Source organism: Lentibacillus halophilus, from assembly GCF_039522485.1.
Lineage (GTDB): Bacteria > Bacillota > Bacilli > Bacillales > Amphibacillaceae > Lentibacillus > Lentibacillus halophilus.
The window spans coordinates 1-25,879 of sequence record NZ_BAAADM010000041.1 but is presented as its reverse complement, the minus strand read 5'-3'; the positions used below and the strand labels follow the sequence as shown (position 1 = coordinate 25,879).

Below are 25,879 nucleotides of genomic sequence, written 5' to 3'. Positions count from 1 at the left end.
TTGAAACTGTTTTGGGCAACATGTATTCTGAATTCGATACTACAATTAATTGAGGGATTTTATGAAACAATTAATGCAGACATTGCAGCAAATAGATGGAAAAGGATACAAAGCGTATAAAAGCATTCAAGGTCATTATAAATTTTCCGATTTTGATTTGTATGTTGATTACGTCCAAGGAGATCCGTTTGCCGCGCCATCTAAAATTCGGGTGGTTATCCCTGCGAGGAAACGTCCTATGAAGGAGGACTGGCTGCAATCACGGTTGCGCAACGTTGCAGTTGAGGATATCCTCGCACGCAAGGTAGGGTATGCCATCGCGAAAAGCAACTTTTCCATTAAAGGGTCCGGAAAAAGCGGCAGTATTCAGTTTGATCGCCCTGGTCAGGAAGTGTTGGAGCGAAGTGCCGTACAGGCTGACTCCAGCTCAATTACAGTGTGTATTTCAGTCGGTTTACCGGCAAATGGGCGAAAGATCAACGGCAAAGAAGCAGAGAAACTGTTCACACAAGCTGTTCCTGATATTTTACGGAATTCCATTTTTACGATAACGGATGATGACATCGAGCACGCGGTACAGCTGGCCGATCAACAGCAAGCCATTATCGAAGCCATGCGCCGTAATAATTGGATCGCCTTCATCGCCAATGGGTCCATTTTGCCGCGGGAGAGTGGTGTGAGCAATCGTCCGCTTAAGAAGGCTGTGCCGTTTCAGAGTCCAAAAGACAATGAAGTGGAAATCGAAGTGCCGCACCGGGAAGAGCCTATCACCGGCATGGCTGTTGAACAGGGCATTACATTGATTGTCGGCGGAGGTTATCATGGTAAAAGCACCATTCTGGAAGCTATGGAGCGTGGTGTTTACTTCCATGTGCAAGGCGATGGGCGTGAGTACGTACTGACAGATCCGGACGCTGTTAAAATACGTGCGGAAGACGGGCGGAAAGTAACAGGTGTTAATATTTCCCCGTTTATCACAAATCTCCCGCATCGTCAGGATACCACTTTCTTTTCAACAGACAATGCCAGTGGGAGCACATCGCAGGCTGCAAATGTGATGGAGGGACTGGAAGCAGGAGCGACCACACTTCTTATTGATGAAGATACAAGCGCCACCAACTTTATGATACGCGATGAGCGCATGCAGCAACTCGTCCATAAGGATAAAGAACCAATTACGCCATTCATTGATAAAATCAGACAGTTGCGTGATCAGCACCAAGTGTCAACGATTCTTGTTATGGGTGGTTCCGGTGACTACTTTGATGTTGCGGACAAGGTCATTATGATGGAGGCGTATGTCCCCTACAATGTCACCGATGAAGCGAAGTCCATTGTCCAGTCGCGTCCGATTAACCGGGAAGCCTTGGAGGATACTGCTTTTGGCGATATAAGCAGCCGAATTTTTCAGCAGAAATCGCTTCAGACAAGAAAAGGTAACAAATCCAAAACACAAGCCAAAGGACTGACGACTATTATCATGGGAGCGACGGATATAACGTTTCATGATACGGAACAGTTGGTGGATTCATCCCAGACACGAATGATTGCCGAGATGATTCAACACTTGGAGAGGACGAATGCGCTCGGGGAACGGACGCTTTACCAATTGCTGGACGATATCGAACAGCAAATGGATCAAAAAGGACTGGCGTCGTTTACCGCATTCCAGGATCAACACCCTGGTGATATTGCTCGGCCGCGGCGATATGAGATTGCCGCTGTACTGAACCGCATGCGTACGGCTTCTATCAAACAGACGCACTGACCCAGGATAACGAGGAGGGATAGGATGAACACGAATCAACTTCGACAGGAAATTATTGATTACAGCAAGGAAATTGGCGTTGATAAAATTGGATTTGCTTCAGCTGACGTGTTTGCAAGCTTGAAGGACCGGTTGAAACGACAGCAAGAGCTGGGGTATCAATCCGGCTTTGAAAAGGGGTCGGTGGCGGAACGGACGGAACCTGATCGGCTGCTTCCGGAAGCAAAATCCATTTTGTCTATTGCTTTGGCCTATCCTTCCCGGATGAAAGACGCTCCCAAAAGCACGAGAGACGAACGGCGCGGTATCTTTTGCCGTGCATCCTGGGGTGTGGACTACCATAAAGTCTTGAAGGAAAAACTGGAAAAACTGGCAGCCTTTATAGAGGAACATATGTCGGATGCCCGCACCAAACTGATGGTGGACACGGGTGAATTGTCCGATCGGGCTGTTGCGGAAAGGGCCGGTATCGGATTCAGTGGTAAAAACACGTCGATTATTACACCGGAATTCGGTTCGTATGTCTATCTCGGTGAACTGATAACGAATGTGCCGTTTGTGCCTGATACACCGCTGGAAGATGGCTGCGGATCCTGTACGAAATGCCTGGACGCCTGTCCGACTGGTGCTTTGGTGCAGGGCGGTCAACTCAATGCCCAACGTTGTCTCGCATTTCTGACACAGACAAAAGATTTTATGCCAGATGAGTTCAGACCGAAAATGGGCAATTTTATTTATGGATTTGATACGTGTCAGGCCGTCTGTCCATATAACAAACAGGTTGATGTTCATAACCATCCAGAATTCGAACCGGAGCCGGAAGTGGCCAAGCCGAAGCTTAAACCGATGCTCCGCATATCAAATCGGGAATTCAAAGAAAGATTTGGTCACATAGCTGGGTCATGGCGCGGGAAGAAACCGTTGCAGCGAAATGCGCTTCTGGCTCTCGGGCATTATAAGGATACAACAGCCGTTGACGACATGATTGCGGTTATGACCAATGATCCACGGCCCGTTATTCGTGGTACAGCTGCCTGGTCACTCGGCAAAATTGGGACAGATGAAGCATTTGCGGCCATCCGGAAAGCCAAGGATAAGGAAACAGATGACGACGTATTGGCCGAAATGGAAAAAGGTCTGGGGTTCGCTACATCACCGACAAATTAAAATCGTATGAAGGAAGTGCGTGTGGACATGGCACTCTATTATGATGAACTGGATTCACCCATTGGACGTATGATCATTATTGCAGATGAAGATAAAGTCGTACGAATCGACTATGCTACTGTATCGTCTGCGGACAGCAGAAAAGCTTGGTTAGGACGCTACTTTCCGAATGTCGATCTTATTCATTGGCCAGAACAAGTTAAGCAGGCGAAGCAGGAACTCCTGGACTATTTTCAGGGTATGCGTCAACAGTTTTCGTTTGCTTTTGCCTTTTACGGAACCCCATTTCAGAAACAGATTTGGCAATCGCTGATCAATGTCGCTCCGTACGGTGAAACAACGGCTTATAAAGCAATTGCAGAAGCCATTGGCAATCCGAAAGCTGTCCGTGCAGCAGGCGGCGCTATCAGTAAAAATCCTATTTCCATTGTTGTTCCGTGTCATCGCATCATAGGTTCGGACGGAAAAATGGTCGGCTATAATGGTGGATTGGATAAGAAAAATTTTCTTTTGACCCATGAAAAAAACTGTTGTCAATAACACAGAAGCTTGTGCTTGAGACAACCATTCCCCCCATACAGTGATAGTGGAGGGGATTTTTAATGGAAATGATAAAAGAAGCTTGGTTGCGTTTTTTTCAATCAGATGAACAAACCGATTGGTGGAAACGAAAAATAAGGTCTTGTCGTAACCGTGATGCGAACATAGTCCGTATTAACGGACACGGGCATGTTTATGAAATGATTCGGTATGGACGTAAGGAAACGTACCATTATTTGCTTCATTTAGCCTTGCTAATCAGGCAAAACAGTCAATTCATTAGAGAGGAGCAAGTCATTCCGTTTAAGATGCAGCTGGAAAACGACCGAATCACCGAGCACCGAAAGATGGAAACGGATCTTTCATCAGCTAAGACAGGGTACGCCCGTATGGAAGCAGACATTAGCGGCAGCAGATCTGAACAGCGGTTTGCTTATGATAGACGTGCTGCTGTTCAGTATGCTCATCGGTGGTGGAACAGTTATAACCCGGCGTACCGAACATTTGATGTAGACTGCACGAATTATGTGTCTCAGTGCATGCGTGCCGGAGGAGCTCCTATGCGTGGTGCACCGAACCGTGAGCAAGGTTGGTGGTACCAGGATGATAATTGGAGTTACAGCTGGGCGGTGGCACACTCGCTTCGTTGGTACTTAAGCGGGTCGACAGAAGGTTTGAAAGGGAAAGAGATGGAATCAGCAAGTGATCTTATTCCGGGCGATATCATTTGTTATGATTTTTCCGGAGATGGCCGGTGGGATCATAATACGATTGTCGTTGATAAAGATACTAATGACATGCCGCTTGTCAACGCTCATACGGATAACAGCCGTAACCGCTATTGGTCGTATGAGGATTCGCTTGCATGGACGTCGGATACACAATATAAATTTTTCCGGATTGGCGAATAATGCTATAATGTGTGATAAAGCTTGTAATGAAGAAAAGGAAAGAGGAGAAGCATTGTGGGTTTGCATATCGTATTATATCAACCGGAAATACCTGCTAATACAGGAAATATCGCCAGAACGTGTCTCGGATCAGGAGCCACATTGCATCTTGTTCGGCCTTTAGGGTTTTCGACAAGTGATCAGATGGTTCGCCGCGCCGGGCTGGATTACTGGCAATACACGGATGTCCGGGAATATGACGCGCTGGATGATGTTTATGCCAGTTATCCGCACGGCACTTTTTATTATATTGAAAATGTCGGTTCCAATTACTATACCGATTATGATTTTCGCGACCCGGAAGGCGATTTGCTGTTTGTGCTTGGACGGGAAAGCTCCGGATTTCCACCGGGTTTTCTGACGGGGAAAGAGGACCAATGTTTGCGTGTGCCGATGACTGATCATGTCCGATCATTGAATTTATCGAATACGGCTGCCATTATCTTGTTTGAAGTATTGCGGCAGCGCGGCTTCCCTAATATGGCCTGACGCACTGTTATCATAAGAAAGCATCGGCTAAAAGCCGATGCTTTCTTATGGTGTATGAGCATGAAGGGCGTTTTTATTATTGGTTGTTTTTCGGTGTCCCTGGTTTAGCTTCATATCCAGCTGTGAAGCAGGATACTAAGAACGTAACGATGACACCCATCAATAATACAAGTTTCATGGAATCCTCCTTTGTTCATGAATCATAGTGTATATGGCGTTTCGCATGGTTTCATTATACCTGATTATGATTGTGATGTGAAATGGAAACCCATGCTGTTATTGATGTCTTAATATGTGAATTGTTTTATTTTTTGAATCCCTTGTACGGCTGTTGTTTCCACTGATGAAATAGGTTATATTAGTTGATGAAGATCAGGCAGAGTTCTATAATAAGAGTTGGATATGAAAGGCCGTTGCATAACGGGGATAAAGTTAACTTCTTACTGGGGGTATATGACGTGACGCATAATGGAGAATCTCACGAAGGATTTTGGGAGAGTTTTCATGGTCCGAATATGGGTTATATCGAGGAACAATACGAATTATATAGGGAGAACCCCGACGCTGTTGATTCTTCCCTGAAAGAACTGTTTGACGAGCACGGTGCCCCTGACTGGGTATCAAAGTCTAAGGAAACAGCCCAACCGGAATCGCAATCAACAGCTACTCCATGGGATGTCAAAAAACTGACCTCAGCAATGAAACTTGTTGAGGCTATTCGTCGTTTTGGACATATGGAATCCGATATCTATCCGGTGGGTCGTGATGAACGCCAAACCAATTTGGTTAATCCGGAGACTTACGGGTTGACGGAGGCGGATTTGCGGGAGATACCGGCTTCCTGGCTATGGGAACAGGCGCCAAGCGGTGTTCAGGATGGGTTTGAAGTCATTGAGCGGCTTAAAACGTTATATTCTGGAACAATCACGTTTGAGTATGATCATGTTAACCAGGATGATGAACGGGCGTGGCTTCTTAATTACATTGAAACAGCCAGATACAATGAAGGGTTTTCTGATAAAACGAAAAAAGGATTGTTAAGACGTCTTGCAGAAGTGGAAGGATTTGAGGAGTTTCTTCAAAAAACTTTTGTTGGTCAAAAACGTTTTTCCATTGAAGGTTTGGCATCCATGGTTCCCATACTTGATCGTATTGTGAAAAACTCAAATGAAGACAACATTGAACACATTATGATGGGAATGGCTCACCGCGGACGACTCAGTGTATTAGCGCATATTTTAGGTAAACCATTTGATAAAATCTTTTCCGAGTTCCACCATTCACCGGATAAGGAATTGATCCCATCGGAAGGGTCAATAGGTATTAACTATGGATGGACGGGCGATGTAAAGTATCATCTTGGTGCAACGAAGGACGTTAAAGCAGATGATCAAACATCCGGAACTCGAATCACCCTTGCCAACAATCCGTCTCATCTGGAATTTGTCAATCCTGTTGTGGAGGGATTGGCACGGGCAGGCCAGGACACCCGTTCGCAAAGTGGCTATCCGGGACAGGACTTTAACAGCGCTCTCCCGGTGCTGATCCATGGGGATGCATCCTTCATCGGTGAAGGTGTTGTTGCCGAAACATTGAATTTCAAAGGATTGTCGGGCTACCAAACAGGCGGAACGTTGCACATCATTGCGAACAACCTTCTCGGATATACAACCAATCAACAGGATGGACGTTCCACTCGTTATGCCAGTGATCTGGCCAAAGGGTTTGAAATTCCAATTATTCATGTGAATGCCGATGACCCGGTTGCCTGTGTTTCTGCTGCGATGATCGCTTATGAATATCGTCAAACATTCCATAAAGACTTTCTGATTGATCTAGTTGGCTATCGTCGTTATGGGCACAATGAAATGGATGAACCGAGGGCAACCCAGCCGAAATTGTACAAACATATTGATAACCATCCGACAACATCCAGTGCTTTTGCTGAAAAACTTCAGCAGGAAGGTATTATCGGTCAAAATGATCTGAACACCATACAGGATGAGGTGATGGCTGGTCTGCGTGATGTGTACGAGAACATGAAAGAAAATGATGCTGCTGAAACGGAATCGAAAAAAATGCCGAGCGTTTTGTCAAATGGGCTGGATCGATTCAAAACAGCCATTCCTCTGGACAAATTGGAAATGCTGAACAAACAAATGCAGAAGCGTCCGGATGGTTTCACCGTGTTCAGGAAATTGGAGCGGATTCTTAAACGCCGCGAAAATGTTTTGGAAGAAGGCAACAAAGCCGATTGGGGTACCGGCGAAGCGCTGACCTATGCATCCATCCTTTACGATGGCACTCCAATCCGGTTGACCGGCCAGGATACAGAACGTGGTACCTTTGCTCATAGACATATGGTGCTTCATGATGCAGAAACCGGGGAAAAATACAGCCCTTTGCATGGGATTGAAGGTTCAGAGGCATCGTTCGACATCCGTAACAGTCCGCTTTCCGAAGCTGGCGTGTTAGGGTTTGAATATGGCTATAGTGTCCAGTCTCCTGAAACACTCGTTATTTGGGAAGCACAGTTTGGTGATTTTGCTAATGCGGCACAAGTGATCTTTGACCAATTTATTTCAGCGGCACGAGCAAAATGGGGAGACAAGTCGAATCTTGTTATGCTCCTTCCGCACGGGTATGAAGGACAAGGACCGGAGCATTCCAGTGCACGTTTGGAACGCTTCCTTCAGCTTGCGGCGGAAAACAATCTAATTGTTGCCAACGTCACATCGTCGGCTCAGTTTTTCCATCTCATCCGCCGGCAGGCAGCCATGCGCGGCCAAGAGGAAGCTCGCCCCTTGGTATTGATGACGCCAAAAAGTTTGCTGCGTAATCAGCGGGTTGCTTCGGAAGCGAAAGAATTTACTGAAGGCAAATTTGAACCATTGCGTCGGCAGCCGAATTTGCATGTGAATAATCAAGATGTCAAGCGTCTCGTGATTGGCAGCGGTAAAGTTATGGTGGATATCGAAGAAGAAATGGCCAATTCGGATGAAACATTCGACTGGCTGGATGTGCTCCGAGTGGAACAAATTTATCCTTTCCCGGTGGAAAAACTGGAAAAGGAATTACAGGGACTTCCGAACCTCGAGGAGATTGTCTGGGTGCAGGAAGAACCGCAAAATATGGGCAGCTGGGACTTTGTGGATGATTACTTGCGCGATCTTCTGCAAGAGGGACAGATCCTTCGCTATGCAGGACGCCCGCAACGTGCATCACCTGCAGTCGGCGAGCCAAATGCCGATAAGGCTGAACAGAGACAGATTATTCAAGATGTCATTACCCCGTCAAAAGGAGGAGATTCCAGTGAACGAAATTAAAATCCCGGAACTTGCAGAATCCATCACAGAAGGAACCATTTCGCAGTGGCTCGTCAATAAAGGTGATCACGTTGAAAAGGGTGACCCGGTGGTTGAGCTGGAAACGGACAAAGTCAACGTTGAAGTAAATACCGAGTACGGCGGTGTTATTACGGAAATGGTCCGTGAAGAAGGCGACGATGTGGAAATTGGCGACGTGATAGCCAAAGTGGATGAGAACGGGCAAGCAGCCAGTTCTGAGCCATCTGAAAAGCAAGAAGAATCGTTTGCTGCATCCACTGAGCCGAAAAAAGAAAAAGCGCCACAGGCATTATCTGCCGAACAATCGGATGCCTCAGATGACCAATCCGGAGAAGACGTAGCCGATCAGTCCGGTGTTATTGCATCCCCTGCTGCTCGTAAACGTGCACGGGAATTGGACATTGATCTGAATAAGGTGCAATCACGCGATCCATTGGGTCGTATTCGTCCGGAAGACGTTGATTCCCATGCAAACAGCAGCAGTGAGAAAAAAGAAGAGAAACCAGCAAAAAAAGAAGAGTCGAAACAGTCGGAAAAGACCACATTCGACAAGCCGGTTGAACGGGTGAAAATGTCCCGGCGCCGTCAAACGATTGCGAACCGACTTGTTAATGTGCAGCAGGAAGCAGCTATGTTGACAACATTCAATGAAGTCGATATGTCAGCTATTATGAATCTTCGCAGTCAGCGGAAAGAAAGTTTTGCGCAAAAACATGATATCAAGTTAGGCTTTATGTCATTCTTTACTAAAGCTGTTATTGGTGCTTTGAAAGACTTCCCACTTTTGAATGCGGAAATTCAGGGTAATGAAATTGTGATGAAGAAATTCTATGATATTGGAATTGCTGTTTCTACCGAAGAAGGTCTTGTTGTGCCGGTTGTCCGTGACGCTGATAAGATGGACTTTGCCGGCGTGGAAAAAGAAATTTCCAACCTTGGACAAAAAGCGATCAATAAACAATTGTCATTGAATGACCTGCAGGGTGGAACATTTACAATTACCAACGGCGGAACGTTTGGATCCATGCTGTCAACGCCCATTCTAAATTCACCACAAGTCGGTATTCTTGGCATGCATAACATTCAAAAACGCCCGATGGTTATGCCGGACGATTCAATCGAAGTTCGTCCTATGATGTATCTTGCGGTATCGTATGACCATCGAATCGTTGATGGAAAAGAAGCTGTTCAATTCCTTGTACGAATTAAAGAATTACTGGAAGATCCTTACGATTTGCTTTTGGAAGGTTAATATCTTCTCAAATCCCCGCATGGACCGTTTTGTTCAGCGGGGTTTTTGATTGGTATGGATAAGTTTTTTATTGAATATAATTCATATAGTTCTGGTCTTATGGTTGACGATTGATCAATGGTCAGGATAGTAATGGCTCATTTATATCCATAAGATGAGCCCTATTGAACGAAATAATTGAAGCAATGGTAACATATCAAGTTCAGTATTGATATTTCATACATCCCCCTTTTTTTCCATATCGTTTTCCATTAGGATAGAAAGGGTAATTGGAATTCAATTTGTTTTGTGCTGCGAAAGAAGGAGTGCGTGGGTTATGAAAACCAGTCGAATCCTGTTTACCGGCGGCGGTACTGCCGGACATGTTATCGTCAATTTGGCGTTAATTCCAGTGTTCCGGAAAGAAGGATGGAAAATAGATTATATCGGTTCCGAACAAGGAATCGAACGCAGGCTAATCGAGTCACTGGACGGTGTTGCCTATCATGCTGTTTCCACAGGAAAATTGCGCCGTTACTTATCCAAAGAGAATATAAAAGATCCGTTTAAGGTGCTGAAGGGGACGTTTGAGGCATGGCGCATCATCGGCAAACGGAAGCCGTCGGTCGTTTTCTCAAAAGGAGGCTTTGTCTCGGTCCCAGTTATTGTTGCTGCGAAACTGCGGGGAGTTCCGGCGGTTATACATGAATCCGACTTCACCCCGGGACTGGCGAATAAACTCGCTATGCCATTTGCTGAACATGTGCTGTCCACGTTTCCGGAAACGATGGACTATTTACCGGAAAAAAAGGCCGAATATGTCGGCGCTGTCATTCGCAATGAACTGTTTGAAGGCGATAAAACGCGCGGGCTCAGTTTGTGCGGTTTTACCAACGAAAAACCAGTCTTGATGATTATGGGCGGCAGTGGTGGTTCTGAAAAAATTAATCAGACAGTCCGCGAAAGCCTCGGTTCGTTATTATCCGAATTTCAAATTGCTCACATTTGCGGTTTGAATAAGGTGGATTCGTCTCTTCAACACGATGGCTATGCACAGTTTGAGTACGTGAATGACGATTTGAAGGACATGTTTGCTTCAGCCGATTTGGTTCTGTCGCGTGCTGGTGCTAACGCCATATTTGAGTTTCTAGCATTGCAAAAACCAATGCTGCTCGTCCCATTATCCCGATCGGCCAGCAGAGGCGATCAGATCATCAATGCTCATTCGTTTAAAGAAAAAAATTATGCCAATGTGCTGGAAGAGGAAGAATTGACAAGCGAATCATTGGTGCAGGCACTAATGACGCTGAAAAAACAGGCCCCGGTTATGATCGATCACATGAAAAACTACCACAGTGAACGTGCACGCAGTCGGGTGATAGAGATTATTAAAGAAGCAGCGGGCGTGAAGACGAACTAAATTACATAAAAGACGGGAAAGTTAATTAAATTGGGCACCGAAGGCCATTGGTGTGAAAGTGAAGAATATTACGGATGGGTCACTAAAAAAACCGGCTCCTTAAGCAAAGGGGCCGGTTTTTTAGTGACTATTAAGCCTACTAAAGGGGGCCAAGAATCATTGCCCTTTAGTGACGAGATCAATTTTGCCTGTTTCAGGATCAATGGTCAGCCCGTGAACGCCCACATCGTCTGGTATCAGCGGATGATTCTTAATCACGGAGACGCTTTCTTCCACGGATTCCTCCACTGAATGGAAGCCGGCAAATTCTCGGTCCAAGTCAATTCCAGCATGGTCAATGGTTTGCAGCGTCTCGGCGGATATGCCTCTATGCTTCATACCCTGTTTGAAAGCTTCTGTTTTCATATGTGACATACCGCAGTCATGGTGGCCGATAACGATGACTTGTTCTGCTTGTAATTCGTAAATAGCTACCAAAATGCTTTTCATAATACTGTCAAACGGATCACGTAGGATAGCGCCTGCATTTTTGACCATTTTAACATCACCGTTTTGGATGTTCAGTGCTTTCGGCAAAAGTTCTACTAGCCTGGTATCCATGCATGTAAAAATAACTGTCCGCTTATTGGGGATATTATTGGTCCGGTACGGTTCATAATCTTTTTTTTCTACAAAACGCTGGTTGTATGACAGCATGTCGTCAAGGTTCACGTTCATCAGTCCTCCCGATTATGTATCGTTTATGTCATTTCCCATTTTTCCCGATATAATGTACCCACTCTTGCTTTGATAAAAATAGCTATTTCCCAAACTAAAGCGAGCAGTACCACCCATGCCCAAACATCCATAAAGTTCCGCTGAAATGAAAATAACCAGTCGGGCATAGAATAAAACGGATTGGTCTGCATGATCAACGAAAATGTGTAAAACATGCCGAATGTAAAGTTTCTGGACCATTGTGTCACGTTATAGGTAAATAGGCCTTTATTCCATCCATATTGCCTGATCCGTTTAATGGCACGAATCACTTCGATCAATTCCACGGCGACAAGAAGAACAAACACCAGAAGCCAAAAATAGATAACAAATCCGGGCGTAAACGTGTTTGTCGTAACAATGGCCAAACCAGTAATGGACAAAGCACCGTGAATGATGCAGTTCGTGTTCGCCCAGTCATCTGTCAGGGTCCAATCATGGTGTTTAATGTAGCGATTAACGAGCAGAGTGGCACCTGCAAGGTAAAAAAGGATTCCGAGCAAAATAATGGATTGTGAAAAGTAGACCGGAAATTGAAAAAATACATTATTCAACAGAATGATAATGGATTGTGTTCCAACAGTCGAAAGCAGTATCGCACCATGAACGGGATAATCCCGGTGGTCGACTGTCAGTTGTTTAAAATTATAAATGCAATTCACTAAAAAGAAAAGCCATAAGAATGTGTTGAGAATACCCATAGCTTGTGTCAATAACAGTATTTCAGGAAAGTAGCGGAGAAACACATTGCATAAAACGGATACACCAGCAATCCATGTCCCGATCACAAACGAATGAACCGGATTTTGGATGAATGGGATTATAAAATCACGATGAAAAAACTGAATCGTTAAGTCTTTATAAATTATAACCCATGCCACGAGAAGAAAAAAAGCCAAATATTTACCATACACTTGATCAAGCGTTGGAAAAGCTTCAACAGCACCGATCAGGAATATACCATTTGCCATGATAATGGCACCGGAAGCAGGTTCAATTGTTTTGTAATTTCCTTTAAGAAACATATCTTATTCACTCATAACAAAGTATCATTTTAGTGAATTATAACATGTTTTTCTGTTTTCACAGAGTATGTAAATAAAAATGTGATACTTATCACTAAAAGGACATTGTTGAACAACATCCCGATTGACGATACCATTTGGAATTCTGTAATGACCATTCTTTATACGCATTGATCAATGATATAATAAAAGCATGAAAGCGAATATTTCTAACGGGATGAATAATACGGAAAAAATGAGTGGTGATGGTTTTCATGAAGGAATCCAACGATGATCGCGACATTATTGATGACGATTTATATGAAGAGCTTGATGAAGACGAGTTGAACGAACTTGTGGAACAAGAGCGCGAGAAGGCCATGGAACGGTCTGGGAAGGAAGCGACCCGAAAATCCAAACACCCATTTCCGAAATGGGTGTTTTGGTTGATTGCTATTGTCATGGTGTTAAATGTTACCGCTCTTCTTCCCAGAACATTTTCCATTCCGGCCATTGACTTTTTAATGACATCTGCTCAACTGTCAACCCAGGAAAACATTCAGACTTATAAAGAATCGGTCGTAGTCGTGGAAACGGATGACGGAAAAGGGACTGGGTTTTCCATATCCGCGGATGGAACGATTCTTACCAATCATCATGTTGTCGAAAATAAGGAAACGGTTACCGTAGCCTTCCCCGAAGAAGGACTGTTTTCCGGCGATGTCATGGAAACGTATCCAGATGTTGATCTCGCGGTACTCAACGTGGATGATAAAAATCTTCCGCATCTTGATCTGGCGACAGATAACGAATGGCAGCCGGCTGAACAGGATGTTTATTTTATAGGCAATCCACTCCGTTTCAATGGTATTGCCAACAAAGGAACGGTACTGGAGTATATTACCCTTGATGATTGGAGAAAGCCGGTTGTCATGATGGAAGCGCCGGTGTATCGGGGGAACAGTGGAAGTCCGGTAATTAATCAAAATGGTGATGTCATTGGAGTTGTATTTGCAACACTGCGTCATGATTCTTATGGCAGAGTCGGTTTATTCATTCCGATTAATTATTATCAGCAACGCTAAGATCAGTCATGGTTAAGCTTGGTAAAGCATTCTTAAATAAACTGTAATTATGCTGTGATAGCTGTTTGAGAAGCCAATGAGTTATGATGGGAGTGCCGGTGAATGGAACTGAGAACATGACGATTTAGAGTCCTAAAAATGATAAACAAAAGACGAATAGCATAATGCTTGGGGGTGCTGCAGGTTGATGCCTGAATATATTCCAAAACAAAGCATGCTTGAAGATATGGTTACTGCAGCCCAAAATGGAGACGATACGGTACAGGATTATTTGCTCAAAAGCTATAAGCCATTTATTGCAAAATGTGTTTCGGAAGTGTGTAAACGGTATATTAACCCAATGTTGGACGATGAATTCAGTATTGGTCTTATTGCTTTTTATGATGCGGTCATGACGTATTCATTTGAGCGGGGCGGCTCGTTTCTCTCCTTTGCAAACCTGGTAGTGAAGCGAAAGGTCATTGATTACATCCGTTACGTGCAAAAAACACCGGTGATAGCATCTTTGGATGAACATATAGACGAAGAGCAGTTAGAAAACCCTGCTGAGGTCATTGCTGTCAAAGAGATGCATCAGGAGAAACTGAAATCATGGCATTTACGCGAAGAAATTTATGATTTTAAAGAACAACTCCATGGTTACAAACTGTCACTTGCGCAAATTTCTAAAGCCGCACCCAAACATAAAGATGCACGACAAACATCGATAATGACAGCGAAAACACTTTATGATGATGCGGTTATGAGAGCGTATGTACAGCAAAAGAAAAAACTGCCTATAAAAGATTTGACACAAAAAGTGAATGTGAGCAAAAAAACATTGGAACGAAACAGAAAGTTCATTCTTGCGATATTTATTATACTGCTTGACGATTTCACATATCTTAAAGAATTTCTGAATGTGCCTTCGGAGACCAATGAAAAATGCACCAGCGATTAAACTGGTGCATTTTCGTTTATATTTGCATCGCAACAGGCGGTGTATATTGCATGGCATGGTCAATATAATACAGTAAACTGTCGTGAGATTCGACAATTTTTGTTTGATCAGGCGAATAATGGTAGGCATGCAGAAAAAGCTGTATTTTCTTGGAAAGCATATCATCATCTGTACGCACCATCAGAATAAGAAGTTCGTCCCATTGGCCCCACAACGTATAATACAAGGCTTTGTCATAGTCAGGGATTTCCATTTGTACCCTCCTCCAATCGAAAGGGATCCTTTTTAGCCTCCCCTGAATAACAGTTATATTTTCGAATTCATTAATGGTGCTCCTTCCAATTTTTGTGAGCGAATAAATAACGTATTCCGCTGCATACTAAGAATAAACAGGAAGGAGGATTCAATCTCAAATGAAATGGAAACTGTTAAGTATGTTATTTGCGGCCGTCGTTGTACTTGGCGCTTGTCAAGCGGACAATGACCCGCAAAACAACAATGACGGTGATGGGGACAATGTGGAACAAACCCGTTATGAAGGGGATCAGGATACAAATAACAGAAATGACCGCAACAACCGTATGAATAACAACCGGATGGGGGATAGAGACAATCCCGGCAATGACAACAACATGGGCAATAATAATGGTGAGAACCAATATGAATTGGCCGATGAAGCAGCTGATCAAATAAACCAAAAAGTGGACGGGATCGATAATGCCTATGTTATGAAGACAAATAACAATGCTTATGTCGCAGCAGAATTGGACAACGATAACAATGCAACCAATAATAATGATAATAACAACGGCATGAACAATAACAACGATGCGGACCAAAACAATTTCATGAACAATAATAACGATGCGGATCAGAACAATCTCACGAACGATTACAACAATAATGACCGCGGAGAAGAAGTAACCGATGACGTAAAAGAAGAGATATCCCGAATTGTGAAATCAGTTGATCCTGATGTGGATAATGTTTATGTATCCACAAACCCAGACTTTTTCGACTTGGCCGGCAACTATGCTGACGAAGCTGACAACGGTGAGCCGGTGGAAGGAATGTTCGATCAGATAGGCAACATGATTGAACGTGTTTTTCCGCAAAATAAAGACTAATCGATGAGCGAGTGCTCCCACATTGTGAGCACTCGCTTTTTTTATAAAATGGACCGAAAAAGCTTCTGTATTCACAAATGATGGGATATTTGCTATTGTGGAGGAAGGACGATAATCAGGAAAGGAGCGACTATAATGGCAGAAAAAATGAACGTGGAAAGCTTCAGTCTTGATCATACACAAGTAAAGGCGCCATATGTGCGGCTTGTTGGTGTTACCACCGGTGCAAACGGTGATAACGTGTATAAATATGACATCCGGTTTAAACAGCCAAATCAGGAACATATGGATATGCCCGGTTTACACTCAATTGAGCATTTAATGGCAGAGAATATACGCAATCATCTGGATAATGTACTTGACATTGGTCCTATGGGATGTCAAACCGGATTTTATTTAACAGTATTCAATAATGACAGTTATGAAGATGTACTAAATGCGCTTGAAAAAACATTTCATGATGTGCTTCAAGCCAAAGAAGTTCCGGCATGCAATGAAGAACAGTGCGGATGGGCGGCTAACCACAGCTTGGAGGGTGCTCAGGCCATTGCCGAAAAAATGCTTAATGGAAAAGATGAATGGCGACAAGTCTTTGCAGAAAAAGCCTGAGATGATTTTGATAAAAAGGACAGTCTGTGGTAAGGCTGTCTTTTTTAAGTCCGGAACGAATCCGGGCACTTACTTGATTCGTTTTTCATGCGTAATATGCTAAAATGGAGCAAAATGAATGGGAGGAATGGGAGCATGAGTGAACAGGCAATCAAGTATTTATCCGATAATCGTGATCAATTGCTGGACAAACTGCGTGACTTTTTGTCCATACCGAGTATCAGTACGGATCGTCTACATAATGAAGATGTTCAAAAGGGGGCGGATTTTGTAGTCTCCTATTTACGTGACATTGGATTTGACCGTGTTGAGCAACAGGACACGGGAGGCCATCCGCTTGTATATGCTGAACACCTTCAAGCCGGACCGGATGCGCCGACTGTTTTATTTTACGGTCATTACGATGTGCAGCCTGTCGATCCGATTGATCAGTGGAAGAGCGACCCATTTGAACCGGAAATTCGGGATGGCCGCCTGTATGCCCGAGGTTCAAGTGATGATAAAGGACAAGTTTTTATGCATCTTGCTGTTTTTGAAGCTTATATGAAAACAGAAGGGACATTACCGTTGAATGTCAAAGTGTGTATAGAAGGCGAAGAAGAAATCGGCAGCGAGCATTTATATGCCACGCTTCACGACAAAAAGGAACAATTTCAAGCTGACTTTGTCGTTATATCCGACTCAGGCATGGTTGCCCCGAACCAGCCGACGATTCTATATGGGTTAAAAGGGTTCACTGGTATTGAAATAAATGTAAGCGGCCCTGACCATGATCTGCATTCTGGATTGTATGGCGGTGCTGTCCGGAATCCAGCAATGGCTTTGAGTCACATTCTCGCCTCCATGAAAAACGATGATGAAGTGGTGACCGTAGATGGCTTTTACGATGACGTTGAACCACTGTCTGATCATGAACGGGAACTAATTGACCAAATACAAGGCGAAGATTATTTGAAATCAACAGGAGCCACCGAAACGGCGTCGGAAAAAGGCTACACGGTCAAGGAACATACCATGGCTCGGCCAACCTTTGAAATTAATGGCATTTTTGGCGGCTACCAGGGAGAGGGAACAAAAACGATTATTCCATCACAGGCAGGCGCCAAAATTACATGTCGTCTCGTCCCGGGACAGGATCCGGAGCATATCCAGTCACTGCTGGAAAAACATATCCATCATGCTGCTCCATCCGGTGTCACTGTTGATGTTAAAAAAGAAAAGTTGTCCGCTAAAGCCTATAAAGTGGATACGGACCATCCATTGATTCAAAAAGCAGCGAAAAGCTATACAGAAGCCTTCGGAAAAGAAACGGTTTATATGCGGATGGGAGGGTCAATACCTGTTGTTAAATGGATGGAGAGTATCTATAACATCCCGATCGTACTGCTTGGATTTGGAACACCGGATGACCGTCTGCACTCACCGAATGAAAGTTTTCCACTCGGCAGTTTCGATAAAGGAATGGAAACACTTGCTCGGTATTGGGCAGAAGTGAATCAACGTTGAGTAGCTATTTTGACATAAACATGGTTAAACATATTGAAATAAGAATGCAGTGACCATATCATATTAACAATTAGGGGGATCATCCGTATGCGTTTTGCAGTGGTAACCGGTGTATCAAAAGGATTGGGCGAATCCGCGGCCAAGCTTTTACTGGAATCAGGTGTACATGTCATAGGAATTTCTAGACGTTCGAACAATTCACTTAATGATTATGCGAAAACAAACAATGTAACCTATCAGCATTATGCCTGTGACTTGGGTGATATCGATAGAACGGAACAAACAGCAAATGAAATTAGTGAGTCCGTTTTTTCCCAGGATCCTGAAACCGTTTATTTGATTAACAACGCAGCAGTGCTTGAACCGGTCGATCAATCCATGAATCTGCCAAGTGACGATTTGGCATACCATATACAAGTGAACACGATCGCTCCCATGGTTATGATGAATGTGTTTTTGAAACAGGCTGCTGAAACCGATGTGCAATTTATCGGAACAACCATCACATCCGGTGCAGCGGAACGGCCTGTCTATGGCTGGAGTGCCTATTGCACTTCCAAAGCAAGTATGAATATGTTTACTACGACAGCCGCACTCGAACAGCAGGAGCTGGGGACAGAAAGTAAAGTAATCGCGTTCAGTCCCGGTGTGATGGATACCGATATGCAGGAAAAAATTCGTTCGAGTGACGCAGATGCATTTAAAGATGTCGACGATTTCCGGGAATACAAATGGAAGAATCTGCTTAAAGATACGGATGTCGTCGGTGGTGTACTTGTTGATATTCTGACCGATGAAGCGGCTATTACGAATGGTAAAATTTATTATGTAAAAGATTACTTGTAAGCGAAACATCTCACCTTATCCTGCTTTTTCGTCTGCAACAGGCGAAGCAGGATGAGGAACCCAGTTTCAGAAAGGACGACCGACATGATAACACGGAAAAGCAAACGTGAAATAGAAAAAATGAAAGCAGCAGGTGATTTGCTGGTCCAATGCCATAAAGAAATTGCTAAACGGATCAAACCGGGCATAACGACGATGGAACTTGATTCGTTTACGGAACGATTTTTGGCCGATCACGGCGCCACTCCTGAGCAAAAAGGGTATAGTGGATATCCATATGCGATTTGTTCTTCTATTAATGATGAAATTTGCCATGGTTTTCCGCGGGAAGAAACGTTGCAGGATGGTGATATCGTAACGATAGATATGGTCGTTAATCTTGATGGAGGACTGGCTGATTCGGCATGGACTTATCGCGTTGGTACAGTTGATGATGCGGGCGAGAGGCTGTTGAATGTATCGAAAACGTCGCTTTATAAAGGCATTGAACAGGCACAACCCGGTAATCGAATTGGTGATATTGGCCATGCGATTCAGACGTATGCGGAAGGAGAAGGGTTTTCGGTTGTGCGGGATTTCACCGGTCATGGAATCGGACCAACCATCCACGAAGAACCACATATACCGCATTTCGGCCTTCCGAACAAGGGCCCTCGGTTAAAAGAAGGGATGGTTGTTACCATTGAACCTATGATTAATGAAGGCACTTGGCAAAGCCAGATGGACAGCAACAATTGGACGGCACGAACGACCGATAACGGACGGTCCGCGCAATACGAGCATACGGTCGTGATTACCAAGGATGGCCCTATGCTGACAACCGATCAGGATAAGTAACCGTATTGAATACATTTTAAGGACCGCGTCAAGGAATAATCCGTTGGTTGAAGTGAAAGCTCATTTTACCATAAAAATCCGAACTGATTCGAAATTTTTTGTAGGAATTTTGAGTCATCGTTCGGATTTTTCTTTGATTAACATGGTTGTTTTTACGTTAAAATTTTGGTCGATAAATTCAGAAACCGGTTGATAAATTCAAAATTCGGTTGATATCTCGCTAATCTGGTTGATAAATTCAAAATTCGGTTGATATCTCGCTAATTTGGTTGATAAATTCAGAATCCGGTTGATACCCCTCTGATCCAGTTCGGATTTACCAGTCAGCAAGTCGCAATTAAAGAAAAGTAACGAATCGTCTGATATAATAATCATTCAGTAAGTTCAGAAAGCAAGGGGAGTTAATCGATGGTTAGGATCTATATGCTTTTATTATTGGTCATGTTGATATGGGGATTGAATGTGTCTGCGATCAAGGTGCTTGTGGAAGCGATTGACCCAATTGTGCTGCAATCATTTCGGGTAATGACAGCAGGCATTGCCGTCTTAGTGATTTCAGCAGTGATGGGTATATTCAGACTTCCATACAAGCACGAATGGCTTATCATTTTTTCCATTGCTATTTTTAATGTGATATTGCATCATACGTTTCTTGCAGTTGGTCTCGAAAAGACGAGCGGAATCAACGGGTCACTAATTTTGGGGATGAACCCGCTGATAACGGTGATGATGGCTTTTATTATTTTACGGCAGCGTGTGACGTGGCTGAGAGTTTTCGGGTTTATTCTAGGGTTTACAGGTGTGGTTGTTACAACATTGACTGGTAGCGGTGAGCTAACAGGTGTTTCGTTGGGGGATCTCATTGTATTTTCAGGCGTTTTTGTACAAAGTTTCAGTTTTGTTTTGATCAGCAAACTAAAACCTACATTTGATGCGAGGCTTGCGACAGGTTATATGCTTGTGTTCGGTTCAATCGTCATTTTTTTAACAAGCCAGGCAATCGGTTCCGACATACAGGAAATAACCCGTTTGTTTGATTGGCAGTTGATCGCTGTCTTCCTGTTTAGTGCTATCTTAGCGACAGCATTTGGCCATATGACTTATAATCACGCGATCAAACAAGTTGGCCCAGCTGAATCAGCTATCTTTATTAATATGAATACGCTTTTTGCCGTCACTGGATCGGCCATCTTTTTAAATGAAACGATTACCGCTAATCATGTGATTGGGTTTACTTTAATACTGTGCGGTGTGTTTATAGGTACTGGTGCATTGGAGTATGTGTTCATGAAACGAAAGGGGCAACGAGCTTGATGTGCCAGACATTTCAGTGCCCTAGTGGAATGCAGGGGGGTCGACAATGAAAATAAACCAATCGACGTCACCGACAATCTCCATGATTCGAAAAGGGATCGGTGTGGGATTCCCTATTATGCTCGGTTACTTGCCAATAGCTATTACATATGGGGTGTTGGCAAAACAATCCGGTATGTCATTGACGGACCTAACATTAATGAGTGTCATGGTTTTTGCTGGCGCCAGTCAGTTTATGGGAGCCAATATGATCGCCGTTGGTGCGGGAGCGATGGAAATTATTATCGCCACGTTTGTGCTGAATTTTCGGCACTTTGTCATGAGTATGTCGTTTATGAATCGTTTGCGGACGTTGAATTTGAAATGGAAGGCGCCTTTATCGTTAGGGCTGACCGATGAAACATTTGCTGTGTCTTCATTGCATACGAAGGAAGCGGAATCGGACAAAGGCGCTTACTTTTATGCAGCAATCATATTAACAGCTTACGTGGCCTGGATTGGAGGATCCTTTTTAGGCGGAGTGCTCGGAGATATTATTCCAGCTCCGTTAAGTCAAAGTATGGGCATTGCTCTGTATGCGATGTTCATCGGTTTGCTGATCCCATCAGTAAAGAAAGAGTGGCGAGTGGGACTGATCGCCGTTATAGCTATGCTGATCAATACTGTTTTCAGTCAATTTACAAGTGACGGTTGGGCCATTGTAGCCGGGACGGTATTAGGCGGATGGAGCGGTGTATTTCTTTTGAAGGAGGATGAATCATGATTGTAGCTATCATCATTGGCATGGCTTTAGTCACAATGGTTCCACGGGTTATTCCGGCATTTATCGTGGATAAGCTGCAGTTCCGTGATTGGATGAATCGCTGGCTGGACGCGATCCCGTTTGCTGCGTTGGGAGCACTTATTTTTCCTGGCATCATGACCGTTATTCCTGATGAACCATGGATCGGTCTAATCGGTGGGGCTGTGGCAACCGGGCTTGCCTATCTCGGTCTAAATGTTATTTTAGTGGTTGCCGGTGCTATTGTCACTGTGTTTCTCTTGACGATGTGACAAACGATAGGCTTCGGAAAAATGTGGATGGTTCCTGAATTGGATAAATCAACGTTCAATGTAAACATTAATGGTAGTGTTGATTATTCAGTTAAAGGAATGAATGGACGTTATGAAAAGTCGTTACAGTGGACAGGAAAAACGATGGATTGTCATGTCATTGGCATCCATCCCTTTAATTATGACGCTTGGAAATTCGATGCTTATTCCCATTTTGCCGGTGATGGAAAAAGAGCTGGATATATCCAAATTGCAATCAAGCTACATTATTACAGCATATTCCGTTGTGGCTATTTTCCTGATTCCGGTTGCGGGATTTTTGTCAGACAGGTTTGGGAGAAAGAATGTGATTGTGCCTGCTCTGATTATTACTGGCTTGGGCGGCCTATTGGCTGGCTGGGCGGCCCACGTAATGGATAATGCCTTTATTGTTATGGTCATCGGCCGGATTTTGCAGGGGATTGGTGCATCTGGTGCATTTCCGATTGTGCTGCCGCTCGTCGGGGATATATTTAAAGATGATGAGGAAGCGAGCACCACCTTGGGGATCATTGAAACGTCCAATACGGTTGGCAAAGTATTAAGTCCCATATTAGGTGCAGCATTGGCAGCACTCGTCTGGTTTATACCATTTTACTCCATTCCGGTATTCAGTGCTATTTCGTTGCTTATGGTATTATTTCTGGTTAAGGATAAGGGCGGAAAAGAAGATCAAACGCGTTTAAAAGAATATATGACGTCTGCGAAAGATGTCCTTAAAGAACATGGAAAATGGCTTCTGGCTGTATTTGCTATTGGTGCGATTTTAATGTTCATTCTGTTTGGTTTTCTATTTTACTTATCCAGCATTCTGGAAGAAAAATACGATTATGAAGGGATTTGGAAAGGGATGCTGCTGGCAATACCATTGCTTGCCCTTTCAATTGCATCGTTTGTAAGCGGTCGAAAGATTAAAGATAATCTGACCGTCATGAAATGGGTGACGTTTATCGGTATTATTCTTGCCGGTGCATCCGTTGCTGTTATTCCTTTCATGGATCACCCTGTTTATTTGTTGTCCATCTTTTTCGTTTGTGGTGTCGGAATTGGTATGTCTTTGCCATGTTTGGATGCATTGATCACAGAAAGCTTGGAAAAAAGTGTGCGCGGCGTTATAACCTCCCTTTATACAGCGATGCGTTTCATTGGTGTTGCCTCAGGGCCGCCGGTGATTGCAGTTCTAATGAGAGGAAACGTTATCTGGTTAGCCAGTTTGTTATTACTGTGTGCACTTGCGGCCGGTATACTCGGTTATCGAAATATTAATCCATAATAACGAATCATTTTTAAAACTTTCCCCTTGCAACTTTTCCGATTTTTTAGGATAATGGAAAAAAGGAGCAAGGGGGAGTGTTCCATGAATCAACAAAAAATGGGGTATCGGTTGTATCGTTACACTGGAAATGCACTTTATGCCAAACGTGAAATCTCGTATGAAATGCGTCTAACGGCACAGATGATGCTGGATGAATTGTGTTTCGAATGGAATAAAAAGCAGCTGAAGTCAGCGATCGATCAATCGATTGATGCAAACGATAAACAATGGTTTCTACAGCTGAGTCAATCTTATAGAAGTTATATTTGGGAATAAACGTGTAATAATAAAAAATGCCTTGCCGGCAGGAGGCAAGGCATTTTTGTGCTGACAGAATGGTCCGTTTTGCGATATCCTGTCTTTTCTGTTAACCATACTCAATCGTATTTTGTTATACTTAAGAAGAATGAGTCTGTTACATAAGGAGGTAACGCAAATGGAATATCGGGTTGAGAAAGATACACTTGGAGAAATGAAAGTCCCTGCTGACAAGTACTGGGGAGCACAAACCCAACGGAGTAAGCAAAACTTTCCAATTGGAAATGAAACAATGCCGGACGAGGTGATTAAGGCATTTGCTATATTAAAAAAAAGTGCCGCCCGTGCAAACCATGAACTGGATCTGTTGGAAAAGGAAAGAGCTGATGCGATTGCCCATGCGGCTGATCAAATTATCGACGGCAAGCTTGATGAACATTTCCCATTGGTTGTATGGCAGACAGGAAGCGGTACCCAGTCCAACATGAATGTCAATGAGGTAATTGCCCATGCTGGGTCAATGTGGCTGAAAGAGCAGGGCAGTGAAGCGAGACTCCATCCGAATGATGATGTAAACAAATCACAAAGTTCCAATGACACATATCCGACGGCTATGCATATTGCAATCGTCTTGAAATTGGAGGACATCGTGCTTCCAGCAATACAGACGATGAAACAGACACTGAATGAAAAAATGAATGCGTTTCAGGAAGTAGTTAAAATTGGTCGCACTCACTTGCAGGATGCAACGCCATTAACGTTGGGTCAAGAAATAAGCGGCTGGCATCGCATGCTTGAAAAGTCTGAGCAAATGATTGAAGAAAGCATGCATCATGTTAAACATCTTGCCATTGGTGGAACAGCTGTAGGAACAGGCTTGAATGCCCACCCGGATTTTGCTGAGACGGTCACGAAAGCTATAAGCCAGGTCACTGGTAAAGAATTCATTTCCGCGCCGAATAAATTCCATTCACTGACCAGTCATGATGAAGCGGTATTTGCCCACGGCGCCTTGAAAGGTTTAGCTGCCGATTTGATGAAAATTGCCAATGATGTCCGTTGGTTGGCGAGTGGTCCCCGCTGTGGAATTGGTGAAATTTCTATACCGGCCAATGAACCCGGAAGTTCGATTATGCCCGGTAAAGTTAATCCGACACAAAGTGAAGCCATTACTATGGCTGCAACACAAGTCATGGGCAATGATGCAACCATCGGATTTGCTGCCAGCCAAGGCAACTTCGAACTGAACGTCTTTAAGCCCGTCATTGCCTATAATTTTATGCAATCCAGTCAACTTCTTGCCGACAGTATTCAATCATTTAATGAGCGTTGTGTGCAAGGTATTGAGCCAAACTATGAACAAATTGACAAATACCTGCGTGATTCGCTGATGCTTGTAACAGCGTTGAACCCGTATATCGGGTATGAAAACGCAGCGACCATTGCTAAAAAGGCGTTCTCCGATGATTCCACATTAAAAGAAGCAGCCGTTAAGCTGGACCTTTTGACCGAGGAACAATTTGATGACTATGTGAATCCAAAAGAAATGACATATCCAAAATAATGAAGCAAAAACCCCACGGTTCCTGGAAGAGGACCGTGGGGTTTTGAATGCCGGATTATCGGGGCTTGTCTTTTCCTACTGAAGAAACAATTACCAACGGGAATCCGTGATAATATACCCTTTTTTGCTTACAATAATGCGTACAGGAGGTGATAAACATGGCAAACAACAACAGTCAAAACTCAAATCAGTTGGTTGTACCTGGTGCAGAACAAGCATTGAACCAAATGAAAACGGAAATTGCACAGGAATTTGGTGTGAACCTTAGTGCCGACACAACATCCCGCGCAAACGGTTCTGTCGGTGGTGAAATCACAAAGCGACTGGTTCAAACAGCCCAATCCCAGTTTAGTGGACAACAACAATAACAATGGCTTCTCAAAAGACTGAGATCTTTTGACATGACAGAGGGAAGTTGATCATGGCTTCCCTCTTTTTAAGATGTCGTTGGTATTTTTTACATAGAATTGATTTTATATACCATTTTTTCATGGTTCTCAACTTTCGCACCGCAGAATGAGCCTGTAACCCTTGATATGCCTTGATCTAAACCAAACTGACTATGCTGCTTGTGCGTTAAATTCCTCATTGCCAAGAAATGTTTTCTTTAAAAATTGCGGGAGGTTATCAAATAGCTCATCGATGATGGATTTGACTTTTTCTTCTGAAAGCACTGGTTCATTTGAAAGTGTTGACTTTAACGCATCTATGATC

25 protein-coding genes are annotated in these 25,879 nt (G+C 43.7%); 22 read left to right on the top strand and 3 right to left on the bottom strand.

Translation table 11 applies throughout. The annotated features are described in order from the left end of the window. Nucleotides 1-61 precede the first annotated feature (61 nt). The 8 genes from ABDZ72_RS08045 (at nucleotide 62) to ABDZ72_RS08010 (ending at nucleotide 10,912) form a co-directional block, all read left to right on the top strand. Complete coding sequence (locus ABDZ72_RS08045) at nucleotides 62-1,768, top strand: ABC-ATPase domain-containing protein (RefSeq protein ID WP_343752298.1); 1,707 nt, start codon at nucleotides 62-64, stop codon at nucleotides 1,766-1,768. A gap of 24 nt (nucleotides 1,769-1,792) precedes the next feature. Further along, a complete protein-coding gene (queG, locus tag ABDZ72_RS08040) occupies nucleotides 1,793-2,935 on the top strand; it encodes a tRNA epoxyqueuosine(34) reductase QueG (protein ID WP_343752296.1) in 1,143 nt (380 codons plus the stop codon). A 27-nt stretch (nucleotides 2,936-2,962) separates the two neighbouring features. Next, on the top strand, nucleotides 2,963-3,475 hold the full coding sequence (locus tag ABDZ72_RS08035; protein WP_343752295.1) for a methylated-DNA--[protein]-cysteine S-methyltransferase: 513 nt from the start codon (nucleotides 2,963-2,965) through the stop codon (nucleotides 3,473-3,475). 62 nt (nucleotides 3,476-3,537) lie between these two features. Continuing rightward, entirely contained in the window at nucleotides 3,538-4,386 is an 849-nt protein-coding gene (locus ABDZ72_RS08030; RefSeq protein WP_343752294.1) for an amidase domain-containing protein, read from the top strand. A gap of 54 nt (nucleotides 4,387-4,440) precedes the next feature. Next, on the top strand, nucleotides 4,441-4,914 hold the full coding sequence (locus ABDZ72_RS08025) for a tRNA (cytidine(34)-2'-O)-methyltransferase (protein ID WP_343752293.1): 474 nt from the start codon (nucleotides 4,441-4,443) through the stop codon (nucleotides 4,912-4,914). Nucleotides 4,915-5,372: 458 nt separating this feature from the next. Next, the gene (locus ABDZ72_RS08020) at nucleotides 5,373-8,240 is read left to right on the top strand and encodes a 2-oxoglutarate dehydrogenase E1 component (RefSeq protein WP_343752292.1); all 2,868 of its coding nucleotides are present in this window, start codon (nucleotides 5,373-5,375) and stop codon (nucleotides 8,238-8,240) included. Further along, nucleotides 8,227-9,513, top strand: a complete 1,287-nt coding sequence (gene odhB, locus ABDZ72_RS08015; protein ID WP_343752291.1) for a 2-oxoglutarate dehydrogenase complex dihydrolipoyllysine-residue succinyltransferase — start codon at nucleotides 8,227-8,229, stop codon at nucleotides 9,511-9,513. Before ABDZ72_RS08020 ends, odhB begins: the two co-directional genes overlap by 14 nt. A 316-nt stretch (nucleotides 9,514-9,829) precedes the next feature. Next, nucleotides 9,830-10,912: an undecaprenyldiphospho-muramoylpentapeptide beta-N-acetylglucosaminyltransferase gene (locus ABDZ72_RS08010; RefSeq protein WP_343752290.1), complete on the top strand. Its 1,083-nt coding sequence runs from the start codon at nucleotides 9,830-9,832 to the stop codon at nucleotides 10,910-10,912. A gap of 156 nt (nucleotides 10,913-11,068) precedes the next feature. Here the strand turns inward: ABDZ72_RS08010 and ABDZ72_RS08005 are convergent, their stop codons facing one another. Continuing rightward, a complete protein-coding gene (locus tag ABDZ72_RS08005) occupies nucleotides 11,069-11,629 on the bottom strand; it encodes a beta-class carbonic anhydrase (protein WP_343752289.1) in 561 nt (186 codons plus the stop codon). Nucleotides 11,630-11,652: 23 nt separating this feature from the next. Then, nucleotides 11,653-12,693 carry a TDT family transporter gene (locus tag ABDZ72_RS08000; RefSeq protein ID WP_343752288.1) on the bottom strand — a complete coding sequence of 347 codons (1,041 nt, stop codon included), beginning with the start codon at nucleotides 12,691-12,693 and terminating at the stop codon, nucleotides 11,653-11,655. Nucleotides 12,694-12,947: 254 nt separating this feature from the next. Here ABDZ72_RS08000 and ABDZ72_RS07995 point away from each other — a divergent pair, with 254 nt between their 5' ends. Both ABDZ72_RS07995 and sigI read left to right on the top strand, forming a co-directional pair. Continuing rightward, the gene (locus tag ABDZ72_RS07995; protein ID WP_343752286.1) at nucleotides 12,948-13,757 is read left to right on the top strand and encodes a S1C family serine protease; all 810 of its coding nucleotides are present in this window, start codon (nucleotides 12,948-12,950) and stop codon (nucleotides 13,755-13,757) included. Nucleotides 13,758-13,944: 187 nt separating this feature from the next. Beyond that, the gene (gene sigI, locus ABDZ72_RS07990) at nucleotides 13,945-14,697 is read left to right on the top strand and encodes an RNA polymerase sigma-I factor (RefSeq protein ID WP_343752402.1); all 753 of its coding nucleotides are present in this window, start codon (nucleotides 13,945-13,947) and stop codon (nucleotides 14,695-14,697) included. Nucleotides 14,698-14,713: 16 nt separating this feature from the next. On the opposite strand, the gene ABDZ72_RS07985 is transcribed toward sigI, so the two are convergent. Continuing rightward, the gene (locus ABDZ72_RS07985) at nucleotides 14,714-14,950 is read right to left on the bottom strand and encodes a YhdB family protein (RefSeq protein ID WP_343752284.1); all 237 of its coding nucleotides are present in this window, start codon (nucleotides 14,948-14,950) and stop codon (nucleotides 14,714-14,716) included. 160 nt (nucleotides 14,951-15,110) lie between these two features. Here ABDZ72_RS07985 and ABDZ72_RS07980 point away from each other — a divergent pair, with 160 nt between their 5' ends. From ABDZ72_RS07980 to ABDZ72_RS07925, 12 genes are all read left to right on the top strand, one after another. After that, complete coding sequence (locus ABDZ72_RS07980) at nucleotides 15,111-15,824, top strand: YhcN/YlaJ family sporulation lipoprotein (RefSeq protein ID WP_343752282.1); 714 nt, start codon at nucleotides 15,111-15,113, stop codon at nucleotides 15,822-15,824. Nucleotides 15,825-15,959: 135 nt separating this feature from the next. Next, nucleotides 15,960-16,433, top strand: coding sequence for an S-ribosylhomocysteine lyase (locus ABDZ72_RS07975; RefSeq protein WP_343752281.1), 474 nt, complete (start codon nucleotides 15,960-15,962; stop codon nucleotides 16,431-16,433). Between the two features lie 135 nt (nucleotides 16,434-16,568). After that, nucleotides 16,569-17,939: a dipeptidase gene (locus ABDZ72_RS07970; protein WP_343752279.1), complete on the top strand. Its 1,371-nt coding sequence runs from the start codon at nucleotides 16,569-16,571 to the stop codon at nucleotides 17,937-17,939. Between the two features lie 87 nt (nucleotides 17,940-18,026). Next, nucleotides 18,027-18,785, top strand: a complete 759-nt coding sequence (locus ABDZ72_RS07965) for a (S)-benzoin forming benzil reductase (RefSeq protein WP_343752277.1) — start codon at nucleotides 18,027-18,029, stop codon at nucleotides 18,783-18,785. A gap of 84 nt (nucleotides 18,786-18,869) precedes the next feature. Beyond that, complete coding sequence (gene map, locus ABDZ72_RS07960; RefSeq protein ID WP_343752275.1) at nucleotides 18,870-19,622, top strand: type I methionyl aminopeptidase; 753 nt, start codon at nucleotides 18,870-18,872, stop codon at nucleotides 19,620-19,622. 408 nt (nucleotides 19,623-20,030) lie between these two features. Then, nucleotides 20,031-20,936: a DMT family transporter gene (locus tag ABDZ72_RS07955; protein WP_343752273.1), complete on the top strand. Its 906-nt coding sequence runs from the start codon at nucleotides 20,031-20,033 to the stop codon at nucleotides 20,934-20,936. 46 nt (nucleotides 20,937-20,982) lie between these two features. Then, nucleotides 20,983-21,699 carry an AzlC family ABC transporter permease gene (locus tag ABDZ72_RS07950; RefSeq protein WP_343752272.1) on the top strand — a complete coding sequence of 239 codons (717 nt, stop codon included), beginning with the start codon at nucleotides 20,983-20,985 and terminating at the stop codon, nucleotides 21,697-21,699. Further along, the gene (locus ABDZ72_RS07945) at nucleotides 21,696-21,989 is read left to right on the top strand and encodes an AzlD domain-containing protein (RefSeq protein ID WP_343752271.1); all 294 of its coding nucleotides are present in this window, start codon (nucleotides 21,696-21,698) and stop codon (nucleotides 21,987-21,989) included. The genes ABDZ72_RS07950 and ABDZ72_RS07945 overlap by 4 nt, the downstream gene beginning before the upstream one ends. Before the next feature lie 112 nt (nucleotides 21,990-22,101). After that, nucleotides 22,102-23,301: an MFS transporter gene (locus ABDZ72_RS07940; RefSeq protein ID WP_343752270.1), complete on the top strand. Its 1,200-nt coding sequence runs from the start codon at nucleotides 22,102-22,104 to the stop codon at nucleotides 23,299-23,301. An 84-nt stretch (nucleotides 23,302-23,385) separates the two neighbouring features. Beyond that, a complete protein-coding gene (locus tag ABDZ72_RS07935; protein ID WP_343752269.1) occupies nucleotides 23,386-23,619 on the top strand; it encodes an IDEAL domain-containing protein in 234 nt (77 codons plus the stop codon). Nucleotides 23,620-23,779: 160 nt separating this feature from the next. Then, on the top strand, nucleotides 23,780-25,165 hold the full coding sequence (gene fumC / locus ABDZ72_RS07930; RefSeq protein WP_343752267.1) for a class II fumarate hydratase: 1,386 nt from the start codon (nucleotides 23,780-23,782) through the stop codon (nucleotides 25,163-25,165). A 158-nt stretch (nucleotides 25,166-25,323) separates the two neighbouring features. Beyond that, nucleotides 25,324-25,533: an alpha/beta-type small acid-soluble spore protein gene (locus ABDZ72_RS07925; RefSeq protein WP_343752266.1), complete on the top strand. Its 210-nt coding sequence runs from the start codon at nucleotides 25,324-25,326 to the stop codon at nucleotides 25,531-25,533. Nucleotides 25,534-25,879: the final 346 nt, after the last annotated feature.

Excerpts from the sequence above, each read along its gene's own strand:
- ABDZ72_RS07980 (WP_343752282.1), top strand. The coding sequence starts at position 15,111 with ATGAAATGGAAACTGTTAAGTATGTTATTTGCGGCCGTCGTTGTACTT.
- ABDZ72_RS08010 (WP_343752290.1), top strand. The coding sequence starts at position 9,830 with ATGAAAACCAGTCGAATCCTGTTTACCGGCGGCGGTACTGCCGGACAT.
- map (WP_343752275.1), top strand. The coding sequence starts at position 18,870 with ATGATAACACGGAAAAGCAAACGTGAAATAGAAAAAATGAAAGCAGCA.
- ABDZ72_RS08035 (WP_343752295.1), top strand. The coding sequence starts at position 2,963 with ATGGCACTCTATTATGATGAACTGGATTCACCCATTGGACGTATGATC.
- ABDZ72_RS08005 (WP_343752289.1), bottom strand. The coding sequence starts at position 11,629 with ATGAACGTGAACCTTGACGACATGCTGTCATACAACCAGCGTTTTGTA.
- ABDZ72_RS07975 (WP_343752281.1), top strand. The coding sequence starts at position 15,960 with ATGGCAGAAAAAATGAACGTGGAAAGCTTCAGTCTTGATCATACACAA.
- ABDZ72_RS07995 (WP_343752286.1), top strand. The coding sequence starts at position 12,948 with ATGAAGGAATCCAACGATGATCGCGACATTATTGATGACGATTTATAT.
- ABDZ72_RS07935 (WP_343752269.1), top strand. The coding sequence starts at position 23,386 with ATGAATCAACAAAAAATGGGGTATCGGTTGTATCGTTACACTGGAAAT.
- ABDZ72_RS07965 (WP_343752277.1), top strand. The coding sequence starts at position 18,027 with ATGCGTTTTGCAGTGGTAACCGGTGTATCAAAAGGATTGGGCGAATCC.
- ABDZ72_RS08000 (WP_343752288.1), bottom strand. The coding sequence starts at position 12,693 with ATGTTTCTTAAAGGAAATTACAAAACAATTGAACCTGCTTCCGGTGCC.
- ABDZ72_RS07985 (WP_343752284.1), bottom strand. The coding sequence starts at position 14,950 with ATGGAAATCCCTGACTATGACAAAGCCTTGTATTATACGTTGTGGGGC.
- ABDZ72_RS07950 (WP_343752272.1), top strand. The coding sequence starts at position 20,983 with ATGAAAATAAACCAATCGACGTCACCGACAATCTCCATGATTCGAAAA.
- ABDZ72_RS08045 (WP_343752298.1), top strand. The coding sequence starts at position 62 with ATGAAACAATTAATGCAGACATTGCAGCAAATAGATGGAAAAGGATAC.
- ABDZ72_RS07945 (WP_343752271.1), top strand. The coding sequence starts at position 21,696 with ATGATTGTAGCTATCATCATTGGCATGGCTTTAGTCACAATGGTTCCA.
- fumC (WP_343752267.1), top strand. The coding sequence starts at position 23,780 with ATGGAATATCGGGTTGAGAAAGATACACTTGGAGAAATGAAAGTCCCT.
- ABDZ72_RS07925 (WP_343752266.1), top strand. The coding sequence starts at position 25,324 with ATGGCAAACAACAACAGTCAAAACTCAAATCAGTTGGTTGTACCTGGT.
- sigI (WP_343752402.1), top strand. The coding sequence starts at position 13,945 with ATGCCTGAATATATTCCAAAACAAAGCATGCTTGAAGATATGGTTACT.
- queG (WP_343752296.1), top strand. The coding sequence starts at position 1,793 with ATGAACACGAATCAACTTCGACAGGAAATTATTGATTACAGCAAGGAA.
- ABDZ72_RS07940 (WP_343752270.1), top strand. The coding sequence starts at position 22,102 with ATGAAAAGTCGTTACAGTGGACAGGAAAAACGATGGATTGTCATGTCA.
- ABDZ72_RS08030 (WP_343752294.1), top strand. The coding sequence starts at position 3,538 with ATGGAAATGATAAAAGAAGCTTGGTTGCGTTTTTTTCAATCAGATGAA.
- ABDZ72_RS07955 (WP_343752273.1), top strand. The coding sequence starts at position 20,031 with ATGGTTAGGATCTATATGCTTTTATTATTGGTCATGTTGATATGGGGA.
- ABDZ72_RS07970 (WP_343752279.1), top strand. The coding sequence starts at position 16,569 with ATGAGTGAACAGGCAATCAAGTATTTATCCGATAATCGTGATCAATTG.